We start from the raw sequence: 13,080 nt of genomic DNA on the forward strand, positions 1-13,080 counted from the left end.
TAATAAAAAAAAAGATTGCATTTTCTTTTAAATTGTAAGAAAAATGGTAAATAGGAATATTTTATGTTCGATTAGGCAACCTACAAAGTAAAAAGAAGGGTAGGATATTGAAGATGAAACGGATTATTCCAATCATTCTTGCGCTTGCCATGATGCCTGTGCTGAACACGGCGTTTTTTGAAGGACTTACGATTGTTCATGCACAGCAAGAAATTCCTTCCTATGCGAAATGGGGAAGTCTCGCAGTAAGAAAGACGAAAGATAAATACCCTGACGCTGCTATAATTGACTATCTTCATATAGGAAAGGAAAACGGATCTAAAATATCAACTGAAAAATTCAAACTATGGTTGAAACAGGGCGGAAAGGAATTCGGTGTACTTGTGGATATTCAGTTTGAAACGAACAGTGAGAAATTGATTGAAATCAGGTTTAAGGAAACAGATCGTTAACTGTTACAACTCTAAACAAAGAGATCAAAGGTTTCGCCCCTTTGACCTCTTTTGGTGATCCTTCGCCATTTTTATTTATTACACCCCTGAATATTTCTCTCCGAATCTTTCCTCTATCCCCCTTACTTTGTGGCCGCTACTTCGCCTTGATCATTTGCAAATTTTTTATCATAAAGGTGACAAGCAACAAAGTGCTTTTCTTCGACTTCCTGCCATTTTGGCTTGTGGGTCGCACATGCTTCCATCGCTACAGGACAGCGGGTTCTGAACACACATCCGCTCGGTGGATTGATTGGGCTTGGGATTTCCCCTTGAATAATCAGTCTTTCACGTGCATCCTCAATATCGGGATCTGGTATCGGAATCGCAGAAAGTAATGCTTGGGTATAGGGATGGATCGGCTTCTTGTAAAGCTCTTTACTTTCTGTTAATTCCACAATATGACCTAAATACATGACACCGATCCGGTTACTGAAATGTTTAACCATCGAAAGGTCATGTGCGATAAATAAAAATGTTATGCCTTTTTCCTTTTGAAGTTTTGTTAATAAGTTTACGATTTGTGCCTGTACGGATACATCGAGAGCAGAAATCGGTTCATCCGCGATGATGAATTCCGGATCAAGAGCCAGTGCCCTTGCTATTCCTATACGCTGACGTTGTCCTCCACTGAACTCGTGGGGATAGCGATTGGCATGATCCCGGTTAAGCCCGACATCCTCCAACAGTTGATAAATACGTTCCAACTGTTCTTTCTTATCCCGGTATAAGCCGTGGGCTTCCATCGGTTCCGCGATGATTTCACGTACAGTGGAGCGAGGATTAAGAGAAGCGTATGGATCTTGGAATATCATCTGCATGTTCCGGTGAAAGGAGAGTTTCTCTTTCTCAGGAAGAGTATGAACGTTCCTCCCATCAAATAGGACTTCTCCTTCTGTACGGTCATACAGGTCGATGATGGTTCGACCTGTTGTCGACTTCCCGCAACCAGATTCCCCCACTAACCCGAATGTCTCCCCCTTATAAATATCAAATGATATACAATCTACTGCTTTTAATGTCTTTCCTTTATCAAGCTGAAAGTATTTCTTTAAGTCTTTCACTTCAAGTAATTTGTGATTCTTCATGGTAATTCCTCCGCTTCCTCCCAGTACCGTCTGGCAACACAGAGCTCTTTCTCGTAATAGGTCCCTTTTAATGGAATAACTTCAATTGTTTTTCCAGTGTTAGGGGAGTGAATCATCTTTCCTTCACCATGATAGATCCCGACATGACGAATATCCCCTTTTCCTTTTTCAGAAGCAAAAAACAGGAGATCTCCAGGCTTCAATTCACCCAAAGGGACATTTTTTCCTTTTTCAGCTTGATCACCGGCATCTCGTGGAATCAGATAACCCTGTGATTTACACATCGTGTAACTGAATCCTGAGCAATCATATCCATAGCTCGTCATCCCTCCCCATAAATAAGGGAGATCAAGAAAGGCTTCAGCTGATTTAACAATGTCTTTGCCACTTCCCTTTTGATCGTTAACTCTCGAGGGAGAAATGATGACGTCGCTCTTTCTTAACAAGCCTGTACCCATAGGGGTAGCTACTTCAATCATGACATCAAGCTCTTTCAACACGGGTAAAATGGTTTGAAAACTCAATTCCAATTGTAATTCGTTAACTTCATTGAATAAATTTGTGAAGCTGCTTTTGACAATAGCATAATTCTCAGATTGAGGGGACTCATTTAGTGAAAGCTGTTTGCTTGGTACCCAACCAGGGTATCCCCTTTCGTCTTTATTCGACGCCTGGTCAGGAATGATGACACGGGACCAACCGTTTACCTCTTCCAGGACCAATACCTCTTGACCAAATAGGCCTTGAGATTGTATCCTGTTCTCATCACAAAGAGCTATGCGAGTTTCGTGTGTTAAGGAATCTAACCATTTGGTGATTTCAACTGGATTTGAAATGGCTGGTGAATCTAATTTACGTGCTGAATCTTGATTTGTCCATACAGTTGCTACAGGTACTGCAATCAGAGCTTTTGTCTTCATCTCCATTCCCCCAATTCATTTAAACTTCAACTCTATCTATACCTAATCCTGAGTTTGTAGGCAGTGTGATCTTTCGACCGTTATACTCTATGCCTCCCAAAACGATATCTTTAGCCAGCATAAGAGGGGCATCGAAATCAAATCGTGTGACATTTTTTTTACTTGCTGCAAAATGGGCCGCAGCCGTTATACCTAGACGGGTTTCAATCATGCTACCGACCATGCATTCCACCCCGCATATTTCTGCCATGCTATTAATTTTCTGAGCCTGGTAAATCCCTCCTGCTTTCATAAGCTTTATGTTGATCAGATCTGCGCTTCGGGTCCTTAAAACTTCAAATGCTTGATGTGGTGTGAAAATACTCTCATCTGCCATAATCAAGGTATCCACCGCATCAGTGACCCTCTTTAGTCCGACAATGTCATGAGCTGGCACCGGCTGCTCAACTAATTCGATATTAAGATCAAGGTCTTCCATTTTTCGAATCGCTTTCACTGCGGCTTTCGATTCCCAGCCTTGATTGGCATCCAGTCTAATTTTGACTTCGTATCCAATTCGTTGACGGATCTCATGAATTCTTTTAATATCTGTTTCGATTTCATCTTTGCCAACTTTCACTTTCAATACGTCAAAGCCTTTTTTCACATAAGCTTCTGCGTCATCCCCCATTTCCTTGGTGCTATTGACGCTCACAGTGTAATCAGTCTCCAGCTCATGACGGTACCCGCCCAAGAACTGATAAAGAGGTAGATTACATTGTTGTGCAAGGCAGTCGTATAAAGCCATATCAACTGCAGCTTTCGCGCTTGAATTTCGGACGAGAGAAGAGTGAAGTTGTTGAAACAGATATTCATAGTTCAAAAGATTTCTTCCTACCATTAGGGGTTTAATTACCTGTTGGATGGCTGACTCAATGCTACACAAGCTGTCTCCTGTTATGACTACTGTAGGAGGAGCTTCTCCCCATCCAACTATTCCGTTATCGCATGTGATTTTCACAATGATAGCTTCTGCCACATTAACGGTGCGTAAAGCTGTTTTGAATGGGGTATGTAAAGGGACGGCGGTTCGGAATGTTTCAATTCGATGGATCTTCATTCATTCTCATCCTCGTTTATGCCCGTTTCGATACTAAAGCTATGGTCATACGTATTCATTCTTCCCATGCTGCCTATAGGAATAGCGATACTTGGGGAAGAATGTCCAATATTAAACCCCTTCATAACGGGTTTTCCTGCACAAGAAATATGTTCGTTCAGCACTTCATCGAGTGTCAGGGAACTTTCACGTTTCTTAGGCTCACAGTTTTTGAAGTCACCGATGATAATACCCGCAGAATCATTGAATTTATTAGCCATTTTCAACTGATTTATCATTCGATCAACCTTATAAGGTTCTTCATCTATGTCTTCTATAAATAAAATTTTCCCTTTAGTATTTATTTCGAAAGGCGTCCCTAAAGTACTGACTAATAACGTAAGATTCCCACCTATTACAGGACCATTCGCAACTCCTTCTACAACCGTCTCAAGTTTTGATCGATTAAAAGTATAGTCTATATCTTTTGTATGAAACAGCTGTTGAAAGGATTCCTTGGTTAATTCATGTACGTCAGGTAGACCGATATCTGAACTTAACATAGGTCCATGAAACGTAACGAGTCCAGTTTTTTGATGAATAGCTGTATGTAAAAATGTAATATCGCTATATCCCCAAAAGATCTTCGGGTTCTTCCCAATCAAGTCAAAATCTAATTTGGATACAATGCGACCTGTTCCAAAGCCGCCACATGCACAAATAATCGCATTTACGTCCCTGTCTTGAAACATCATATGTATATCTTCAGTTCGTTCTTGGTCTCCCCCAGCCAGGTAACCAAATTTCTTATGAACTGATTTCCCAAGCTTAATATTTAACCCTAATTCCTCAAGGTAGCCCAATGCTTTTTTTAAAGGTTCAGATTTTGGCGGACTTGCAGGAGCTATTACTCCAACGGTATCCCCTTTTTTCAGCTTAGAAGGTTTCAACATCACACTTTCTCGACCCCTTTCGTAGAAAAAGAGGGAGCAAACCCATGGCATCAAATGCCCTGCGTTCCTCCACTCATACTGTTTCCAAACCATTATTTTTTGTCGGCCCATTTCAATTCCATATAACCAACTGGATGACGAACAATGCCTGACACATCTTCATTTTGTAAATATACATGATTGTAGAAGTGGATTGGGATGATTGGCATTTCATCCATTAAGATCTTTTCTGCCTCGTACATATATTCGAAACGTTTCTCCTCATCTGCTTCATTTTTGGCTTGTTTGATTAGCCCGTCATACTCGTCATTGCTCCAACCAGTACGGTTCATCGAATGACCTGTTTGGAAATTTTCTAAGAAGTTGATTGGATCAGCATAGTCTGCTATGAATGAGCTACGTGATAATTGGAATTTTAATGCTTTTTGTTCATCCTGGAATACGTTCCATTCCATATTGGCTAATTTAACGTCTACATCAAGGTTTTCCTTGAACATTTGTTGAAGGGCTTCTGCAATCTTCTGATGAGTATCACTTGTGCTATACGTTAATGTCACTTCAGGAAGTTTATCATAGCCTTCCTCTTCCATTCCTTTTTTCAAAAGAGCTTTTGCTTCTTCAATATCTGTTTTCACTAATTCTCCGTTTGCTTCACGGAAATCGTTTCCGGATGGATCTTTGAACCCCTTTGAAACAAATCCGTATGCTGCTTTCTCTTTGTTCTTCGTGACAAAATCAACCATTTGTTGTTGATCGACTGCCATAGCGAATGCTTTACGAATATTCTCGTTTTGGAAAGGCTCCTTCTCTAAGTTGAATCGATAAAAGTAGGTTCCCGCTTGATCTTCTACATTGACTTTACCTTCTTCGAATAACTGTTTACTTAAATCAGCGGGTACGTCTGCTGTATCAAGCTCTCCGGTTTTATATAATTGATAATCGGTGTTTGTATCGTTCACCATTGCCCAGTGAATTTTATCTAATTTAACTGAATCTTTATCCCAATATTGATCATTCTTCTCCATGACAAAATGGCTGTCATGCTCCCATTCTGTTAACTTAAACGGACCGTTTGCAACGAAAGAATCCGCTTCTGCAAACCATTCAGGGTTTTCAGTAGCAACCTTCTCATTAATCGGAAAGAATGCCGGATTGGCAATAACGCTTAAGAAATAAGCTTGTGGACTTGTTAAGGTAACTTCAAACGTCTTCTCATCCTTCGCGGCTACTTTCACTTCATCAGCTGAACCCTTCCCTGTATTGAACGCTTCTCCACCTTCAATGAAATAACCTAAGAAAGCAGCTGGCGATCCTGTTTCCGGATTCAATAGACGCTTCCAAGCAAAAACGAAATCTCCAGCCGTTACATCGTCACCATTCGACCACTTGGCATTGTCACGAATGTGGAAAGTATAAACTTTACCATCTTCGGACACATCCCATTTTTCTGCCATGGCCGGTTCAGGTTCATGATCTGAGTTCAAACGAGTCATTCCTTCCATCAAGTTGTTCAGTGCTGTCCAGGAATAGGAATCAAACCCGATAGGAGGATCGAAAGATGTTGGTTCTGCACCATTATTCAAATGAAGAACCTTTCCTGTATTTTCCTTCTTACTGTCTCCACTACTTGACTCACTCCCTGCATCCTTTGTGGCTGTACAAGCAGCCAGAACAAACAAGAGCATCCCTACTAAAAAGACCGATAATACCTTTTTCATGATTTTCCCCCTCTTATACTATTTATCTATCACACAATTAGCCTAGCTGATCGTTAAGCTAATGGATGAAAGCATCGCTTTTTTGGCTCGTTTATCCTGAAGCCAACAGTCGACTTGATGGTCTTTCGATAATTTCGTCTTCACTGGATATACACGGTCACACACTTCCATCGCTTTTTCACACCTGGGACTGAAAGGACATCCAACAGGCGGTGAAAATAAATCAGGAGGTGAACCTGGGATCGGAATCAGGTCACCACCATCAAGATCTAGTCTAGGAACTGATTTCAGTAACCCTTGCGTATAAGGATGTTGAGAGTGATAGAAAATTTCCCTTCTGTTCCCTTCCTCAACAATTTTCCCGGCATACATGACAGCAATTCGATCAGCGACTTGAGCAACTACCCCTAAATCGTGAGTAATCAATATAATGGATACCCCGGTTTTCTTCTGGATTTCTTTGAATAATTCGAGAATTTGTGCTTGTATGGTTACATCCAGTGCTGTTGTAGGTTCATCGGCGATTAACACATCCGGCTCGCATACAAGTGACATGGCAATCACGATTCGCTGTCTCATTCCACCACTAAATTGATGGGGATATTGCTTTAATCTTTCTTCAGGATTTGGAATACTTACGAGTTTAAGGATCTCAATTGCTCTTTGTTTTGCCTGCTTCTTAGTAACAGGGTTATGTTGCAAAATACCTTCAATAATTTGTTCCCCGACGGTCAATGTTGGATTAAGTGCCGTCATAGGATCCTGAAAGATCATTGAAATATCGGCGCCCCTGATCTTCCTCATTTGAGGTTCAGTTATCTTTAAAAGGTCTTTTCCTTTGAAAAGGATCTTTCCGTTCGTCACTTTTCCAGGAGGATCTGGAATCAACCTCATAATGCTTTGGGACGTTACACTTTTCCCGCATCCGGACTCTCCAACAATCGCCAGTGTCTCTCCTTTATGTAAATCAAAGCTCACTCCCCTGACTGCCTTTACCTCTCCACCATATGTCGTAAATTCGACATGGAGATCTTGAACCGACAATACTTGAATCATGATGATCATCTCCTTAGCTTTGGATCAAGTGAGTCCTGTAATCCGTCACCTAACACGTTGAATGAAAACATTGTTAATGAAATAAATAGGGCCGGGAAGAATAATCGCCACCAATACCCAGATAAAATCGTAGATAAACCGTCATTGGCCATAACACCCCAACTTGCATACGGAGCTTGAATACCCAATCCAAGGAAACTTAAGAATGCTTCAGCAAAAATAGCGCTTGGTACGGTCAGAGTCATCTGAACAATGATCGGACCCATTGTATTAGGAAGCAGATTCTTCCGTATGATTTTAGCTGTTTTTGTGCCAAATGTTTTGGAGGCAAGAATAAATTCATAGTTTTTAATTTGAAGTACCTGTCCCCTTACAATCCTGGCCATTCCGATCCAGCCTGTCACGGTCAAGGCGACGATAATTGTCAGTAACCCCGGACCCATTACGACCATTAATAAAATTACGACTAACAAGTATGGCAATCCGTAAAGAATTTCTACAATACGCATCATGATGTTATCGGTTTTTCCGCCTTTATATCCTGCAATGCCTCCATAGACGATACCAATGACAAAATCAATTAGTGCAGCCATAAAGCCCACAAACAATGAAATTCTCGCTCCATACCATGTACGTGTAAAGACATCCCGTCCCATATCATCGGTTCCAAACCAATGGTTTCCTGATGGAGGAAGGTTTTGGTTCGAGAGTGTTTGCTTTGTTACGTCATGGGGAGAAATAATCGGGCCGATAAACGCCATTACAATTAATCCAATTAAAAATACAAAGCCAAGCATGGCAAGCTTATTTTTCACGAGACGCTTCCAAGCATCCTGCCAGTAGGAAAGACTCGGTCTCACCACCGCTTCTGCATCATCTTTATTCCTCTGCTTGGGTATGAACCACTCATCTTTCACATCTGGAATCACGATAGGCTCCTGGTGTTTTGGTACCCCCATTACTTCGCCTCCTTCTTATGTAATTTAATCCGTGGGTCAAGGAAGCCATAAGCTAAATCTACTAAAAATAACATAAGGATAAGAAATGCACTGTAAAATACAGTTGTGCCCATAATGACCGGATAATCACGCTGATTAATGCTTTCCACAAAATACTTTCCCATTCCTGGGATAGCAAAGATCTGTTCAATGACGAATGTTCCAGTCAAAATACCTGCTGCTAATGTTCCAAGTACCGTAACAACAGGTAGTAAAGCATTCCGAAGGGCATGTTTAAAGACTATCTTGATTGGTGATAAACCCTTTGCCTTGGCTGTTCGAATATAATCCTGTGTCAACACTTCCAACATGCTTGAGCGCGTCAGCCGGGCAATGATTGCCATCGGTCCCGTAGCTAAAGCTAGTGTTGGAAGTATCATATGGCGCCAGCTCGTCCATGTAGCAACAGGTAGTATTTCCCAATTAACAGCTACTTGCTGAATAAGTAGCGTCGCCATAACGAAGTTTGGTATCGAAATCCCAAGTACAGCAAACGTCATCGCAAGATAATCAATGATTCCATTATGTCTGAGCGCTGCCAATATCCCTAGAATAACTCCGGAAAGTACAGCGATCACGAGAGTTGTCATTCCTAATTCAAAAGAGATCGGAAAGCCTCTTCCCAACAAATCATTCACAGTTTGGGAAGGCTGCGTAATAGATGGTCCAAAATCTAACGAAACAAGAGACTTTAAATAGAGAAGGTATTGAACCATCAATGGCTCATTTAAATGATAATGCGCTTCTAAATTTTGCTGTACGATTTCACTTGTATTCCGCTCTTCGTTGAACGGAGAACCTGGTATCGCATGCATTAAGAAAAACGTTAATGTCACAATCAGCCATAGAGTCATTGCCATGGCAAGCAATCTTTTCAATAAATATGTACCCATTGATCTCACACTTTCTAACAGAATGTTGTACGCATCGCTAGTTCAGTCATCACAAGCATGGCTCTATAGGCTTCAAGAATATCTTTTGCCTCATATCGCACTGTCGTTGTACCAGTTTCAAGTTCCGTTCCCGGCATGAGACTTGCCCACTCCGCCTGTCCGTAATTCGTAAATTCTACTCGCAACGTTGGACGTTCCGGAGGGGTAAGAGGATGTACGTTTTCTTTATTATGTATCGCTTCTTTGGTTTTCTCCTTTAATAATTGAGCTGATTTCTGAGGTGTCAGACTTTTTGCAACGGAACGGGAAATCGATTCTTTTACTACTACTGTCTTAACATTAGGAATTAACGATTCTGCCTCAAGGGCAGCTTGGTCATCTCCAGCAACCAATAAAATAGGTACTCCGTAATACCCTGCTACATAAGCGTTAAATCCCAGCTCTCCCACGACAACATCATTAATGAACATATTTCGAACGCCGAAAATCATCGAATGTGACATCACCCCCTTCATGGAAGCTCTTGCATGATATCCCACAAAAAAAGCCCCATCATACGTCTCATCCAGCCCTTGAACCATGGAATATGGTTTCGCTCCACCAGATATGAGTTTCGTTTCAGGATGCAACTTTTCTATTAATAGATTGTTCATTTGAGAATGACTATCATTGATGAGTACTTCTTTGCAGTTTAAATCAAATGCAGTACTCGCCACAGCATTCGCTTCATCTGTCATCATGATTCTCCCACGCTCATAATTGTGCTTACTCGAATCCACATGTGTATGATCTACAAGGCCTGTTATACCTTCCATGTCAACTGACATATAAATCTTCATATAATGTGTCCCCCCTCTCAAGAAAGTATTTATTAAATTTTCTTAATATTATAAATATTAATTAGATAGATTACAACATTTTTTTGAATAAAAAGGAATATATTCCTATTTTCATAAAAACAGGAAATTAGAACTACACTTCTATTATTTTCACCCTTATTGTTTAACTGTTTGAATTAAACTAGTTATATAGAAGTATCGATTTTATCAAAAAATGAAAAAGCGATGAATTTCTTAATCAAAATCACACCGCTTTTATTTGTTTCAACACTTTTTAGGTTCCATGGGCTTTTATTGTGAAGAGAAGGAAGAATGGCCTATATCCATACATTCAGAATATTTATATTTATGCAGAATAAATAAAACCGTTTTCAATCTAGGAAAGTCATAAAAAACAAAAAGACCTGAGATGATCCATCTCCAGGTCTTTATCTTTGTTCATGTATATTAGCTTATTTTATTCAAAAGTTTTTCTGAGTGCTGAGCGCCCATCTCTGCCACTAAATCGAGTAATTCTGCTTTCGTTGCTTCATCCAGGCCTTTATAAATAAGGAAAGCTTGTGTTGCATCAGAAGTAATCAACTTTCGGTATAACTTCGATATCCTTTTACTCCTGTGGGTCTCCATTAGATCCTCCTCTATAAACCTTTCTGCTATTATAATAAATATAGGCATGTTTTTTCAATATATTCTTTAAAAATTAATGTTGTAACAAAATGACTCAATCTTTTTTGATGACAGCTAAAGGTAAGGGTAAGGTTAATAACTTATATACCCAAAGTTCATGTACCAAAACTCATAAGAGGCATTTTTTCATTTGTTGACATATCAATTCCGACCCCATCCGTCATTCGCATTTTGGAGTTAATCAATTTTCATTGAACTCATATTGTCTATACTCCCCGTTATGAGAAGACAACTTTAGAATATTTTGATCGGCAGGTACTCCGTTAAAAAATGCGCCAATACAACCTGTCGTGCATCGGTGGCCGGAAATCAATATATTCTTCCCATTCAGTGAATGACGGCGATTCTGAAGTTCATTCATAAATGCAAAGACTCTCTCCATATATTGCTCTTTTCTTTCTACCCCTTTATAAACAGCCGGATTTGGAAGAACACCAGCCATCTTCACTTCACTTTTCAACAAACCATCCGCTTCTCCTAAATCATAGACATCCAATCTTGAATCTATAATTACAGGTTTTCCTGTTGCAATTTCTACCGTTTGTATCGCTCTTTTCTGGGGGGAAGAAAAAATGTAATCGAAATGAATCTGCTTAAGTGCAACCTCTAAATTTCGTGCTTGATTAATTCCTTCTTCGTTTAGGGGAAGACCGTTCCTTCCTTGTAGCCTGCCTTCTTTATTGAAATTGGTTTGTCCGTGCCTGATTACATAGATCATGTGGTATTTCCTTTCAGTGGTACTTTTTTTCTTTTCAAAGAAACATAGTGCTTTACTTATTTTAACATAATATTCCAATACCTATAAAAATAAGCTATCCAAGTGGACAGCTTATTTTGCTACATCATAAATTCTCAATGAATAACCTCACTACATCCGCTCCACCAATGACTGTACCCAGTGTGCTTCCTAGGTTAGCAAGTACGACAATGAGAAGGATGCGTGTCACTTTATTTCTCCAAAATCCTTTGACACTTAATACGTCTTCAGGAAGGGAATCAAAATCGCCTACATTAGGCCTGCGGAAGTACGCTTGTACGAACCCTGCAAACCAGCCCGCAGCAAGGAGGGGGTTTAAAGATGTAATCGGCGCTGCAACGAATGCAGTTAATATCGCTAAAGGGTGTCCTAACCCGATGGCCACACCGAGTGCAGAGAAACCGCCGTTCCATAAAATCCAGCTGATACCTTGTTGAATTCCTGCATCAGGATTTGAGATGAATGTATAGACAATCACCGCGAGAATCATAAAGGGGATCGTCCATCCAATGATCTTTGGCCATTTCGATTTAGCAGGACGTGCATTCAGCTTTTCTAAATCGTGTTCTTTATAGATTTCTTTTGTAATACCTGGAACGTGAGCTGCACCTAGAACAGCAACAATCTTCTCTCCTGGGGCATCTTTGATTTTCTGAGCAAGATATTGATCCCGTTCGTCAATCAAGGGTGTTTTCAATTTAGGAAACACCTGGGTGAACTCATTCAACATGGAATCGAGCATATCCTGTGATTTGATTTTCTCGAGCTCTTCTTCCGTAATGGTATCATTACTGAAAATACTGTAAATGATTTGGGTCATCAGTTTTGCTTTACCACTAAACCCGACGCTATTCCATATGCGGGAGAAAGTGATTTGGATGTTACGGTCAGCTAGGACCAATTCGGCTCCTGATTCATTCGCGGATTCAATACCTTGTATCATTTCCTGACCCGGTTTGATGCCGAATTGCTTTGCCATTCGACGCTGGAATGATCCGATGGCAAGATTCATAAGAAGCAAGGTCGCTTTCTTATCCTTGATAACCTGAAAGATATCTGTATCCTTCCATTTGTCTCCTTCTACAATGGATTGATAGCGTGGTTCATCCAGTTCGACACATACCGTGTCCGGCTGTTCGGCTTCTATCACTTCTTTAACCTGCTCCGCACTTTGACGGGATACATGGGCGGTTCCGATGAGAATGAATTCCTTCCCATCCATATGTATTCTCGTAATATTCTTTTCATTTTCTGATGTCATAGTGTACCTTCCTTCAATTCCACTGACTTTCAATTATTAAATTGAATCTTCTCCATTATGATAAACTAGTTTTGGCAAAATTTAAATAAATACTAATCAGATTCATGAAAGATCTTGATTGATGTGATGATATTAAAGGGTTTCATGCACCAGTGATGGAGCTAAATGACAGTGTAGAACGATTTATCAGCGAATTTATAATTTTATCATCGATTTTAGCATTATATCAGCGAAATCACCGTTTTATCAGCGAATTTCAACATATATCGGCGAATTCATTCCGTGTCGGCTAGCCCTCTATTTCTTATCATTAACAGGATAGACTTCGCATTCAACTAAAA

At 40.2% G+C, this 13,080-nt stretch carries 13 protein-coding genes; 1 reads left to right on the forward strand and 12 read right to left on the reverse strand.

The window, feature by feature from the left end; all coding sequences use genetic code 11:
• Positions 1-113 precede the first annotated feature (113 nt).
• Complete coding sequence (locus FGG79_RS05005; protein ID WP_138776636.1) at positions 114-452, forward strand: DUF3889 domain-containing protein; 339 nt, start codon at positions 114-116, stop codon at positions 450-452.
• Positions 453-574: 122 nt separating this feature from the next.
• Here FGG79_RS05005 and FGG79_RS05010 read toward each other — a convergent pair whose 3' ends face one another.
• The 12 genes from FGG79_RS05010 to FGG79_RS05065 form a co-directional block, all read right to left on the reverse strand.
• Positions 575-1,579 carry an ABC transporter ATP-binding protein gene (locus tag FGG79_RS05010; RefSeq protein ID WP_138776637.1) on the reverse strand — a complete coding sequence of 335 codons (1,005 nt, stop codon included), beginning with the start codon at positions 1,577-1,579 and terminating at the stop codon, positions 575-577.
• Positions 1,576-2,499 (reverse strand): C40 family peptidase, encoded by a 924-nt coding sequence (locus FGG79_RS05015; RefSeq protein WP_346764018.1) that lies wholly within the window; start codon positions 2,497-2,499, stop codon positions 1,576-1,578. The genes FGG79_RS05010 and FGG79_RS05015 overlap by 4 nt, the downstream gene beginning before the upstream one ends.
• A 19-nt stretch (positions 2,500-2,518) precedes the next feature.
• Positions 2,519-3,598, reverse strand: coding sequence for a mandelate racemase/muconate lactonizing enzyme family protein (locus tag FGG79_RS05020; protein ID WP_138776639.1), 1,080 nt, complete (start codon positions 3,596-3,598; stop codon positions 2,519-2,521).
• A complete protein-coding gene (locus FGG79_RS05025; RefSeq protein ID WP_138777599.1) occupies positions 3,595-4,530 on the reverse strand; it encodes a S66 peptidase family protein in 936 nt (311 codons plus the stop codon). Before FGG79_RS05025 ends, FGG79_RS05020 begins: the two co-directional genes overlap by 4 nt.
• A gap of 92 nt (positions 4,531-4,622) precedes the next feature.
• Entirely contained in the window at positions 4,623-6,248 is a 1,626-nt protein-coding gene (locus FGG79_RS05030; protein WP_138776640.1) for a peptide ABC transporter substrate-binding protein, read from the reverse strand.
• Between the two features lie 42 nt (positions 6,249-6,290).
• Complete coding sequence (locus FGG79_RS05035) at positions 6,291-7,304, reverse strand: ABC transporter ATP-binding protein (protein WP_138776641.1); 1,014 nt, start codon at positions 7,302-7,304, stop codon at positions 6,291-6,293.
• A gap of 5 nt (positions 7,305-7,309) precedes the next feature.
• The gene (locus tag FGG79_RS05040) at positions 7,310-8,263 is read right to left on the reverse strand and encodes an ABC transporter permease (protein ID WP_138776642.1); all 954 of its coding nucleotides are present in this window, start codon (positions 8,261-8,263) and stop codon (positions 7,310-7,312) included.
• Positions 8,263-9,195, reverse strand: a complete 933-nt coding sequence (locus FGG79_RS05045; RefSeq protein WP_138776643.1) for an ABC transporter permease — start codon at positions 9,193-9,195, stop codon at positions 8,263-8,265. The genes FGG79_RS05040 and FGG79_RS05045 overlap by 1 nt, the downstream gene beginning before the upstream one ends.
• A 14-nt stretch (positions 9,196-9,209) precedes the next feature.
• Positions 9,210-10,034, reverse strand: coding sequence for a M55 family metallopeptidase (locus FGG79_RS05050; RefSeq protein WP_138776644.1), 825 nt, complete (start codon positions 10,032-10,034; stop codon positions 9,210-9,212).
• A gap of 447 nt (positions 10,035-10,481) precedes the next feature.
• On the reverse strand, positions 10,482-10,661 hold the full coding sequence (locus FGG79_RS05055) for a hypothetical protein (RefSeq protein WP_138776645.1): 180 nt from the start codon (positions 10,659-10,661) through the stop codon (positions 10,482-10,484).
• A 241-nt stretch (positions 10,662-10,902) separates the two neighbouring features.
• A complete protein-coding gene (locus FGG79_RS05060) occupies positions 10,903-11,439 on the reverse strand; it encodes a histidine phosphatase family protein (protein WP_138776646.1) in 537 nt (178 codons plus the stop codon).
• 124 nt (positions 11,440-11,563) lie between these two features.
• On the reverse strand, positions 11,564-12,739 hold the full coding sequence (locus FGG79_RS05065; RefSeq protein WP_138776647.1) for a TraB/GumN family protein: 1,176 nt from the start codon (positions 12,737-12,739) through the stop codon (positions 11,564-11,566).
• Positions 12,740-13,080: the final 341 nt, after the last annotated feature.

The organism is Bacillus sp. BHET2, from assembly GCF_005938125.1.
GTDB lineage: Bacteria > Bacillota > Bacilli > Bacillales > Bacillaceae_B > Rossellomorea.

Excerpts from the sequence above, each read along its gene's own strand:
- FGG79_RS05045 (WP_138776643.1), bottom strand. The coding sequence starts at position 9,195 with ATGGGTACATATTTATTGAAAAGATTGCTTGCCATGGCAATGACTCTA.
- FGG79_RS05055 (WP_138776645.1), bottom strand. The coding sequence starts at position 10,661 with ATGGAGACCCACAGGAGTAAAAGGATATCGAAGTTATACCGAAAGTTG.
- FGG79_RS05030 (WP_138776640.1), bottom strand. The coding sequence starts at position 6,248 with ATGAAAAAGGTATTATCGGTCTTTTTAGTAGGGATGCTCTTGTTTGTT.
- FGG79_RS05035 (WP_138776641.1), bottom strand. The coding sequence starts at position 7,304 with ATGATTCAAGTATTGTCGGTTCAAGATCTCCATGTCGAATTTACGACA.
- FGG79_RS05060 (WP_138776646.1), bottom strand. The coding sequence starts at position 11,439 with ATGATCTATGTAATCAGGCACGGACAAACCAATTTCAATAAAGAAGGC.
- FGG79_RS05040 (WP_138776642.1), bottom strand. The coding sequence starts at position 8,263 with ATGGGGGTACCAAAACACCAGGAGCCTATCGTGATTCCAGATGTGAAA.
- FGG79_RS05005 (WP_138776636.1), top strand. The coding sequence starts at position 114 with ATGAAACGGATTATTCCAATCATTCTTGCGCTTGCCATGATGCCTGTG.
- FGG79_RS05025 (WP_138777599.1), bottom strand. The coding sequence starts at position 4,530 with ATGTTGAAACCTTCTAAGCTGAAAAAAGGGGATACCGTTGGAGTAATA.
- FGG79_RS05050 (WP_138776644.1), bottom strand. The coding sequence starts at position 10,034 with ATGAAGATTTATATGTCAGTTGACATGGAAGGTATAACAGGCCTTGTA.
- FGG79_RS05015 (WP_346764018.1), bottom strand. The coding sequence starts at position 2,499 with ATGAAGACAAAAGCTCTGATTGCAGTACCTGTAGCAACTGTATGGACA.
- FGG79_RS05010 (WP_138776637.1), bottom strand. The coding sequence starts at position 1,579 with ATGAAGAATCACAAATTACTTGAAGTGAAAGACTTAAAGAAATACTTT.
- FGG79_RS05020 (WP_138776639.1), bottom strand. The coding sequence starts at position 3,598 with ATGAAGATCCATCGAATTGAAACATTCCGAACCGCCGTCCCTTTACAT.
- FGG79_RS05065 (WP_138776647.1), bottom strand. The coding sequence starts at position 12,739 with ATGACATCAGAAAATGAAAAGAATATTACGAGAATACATATGGATGGG.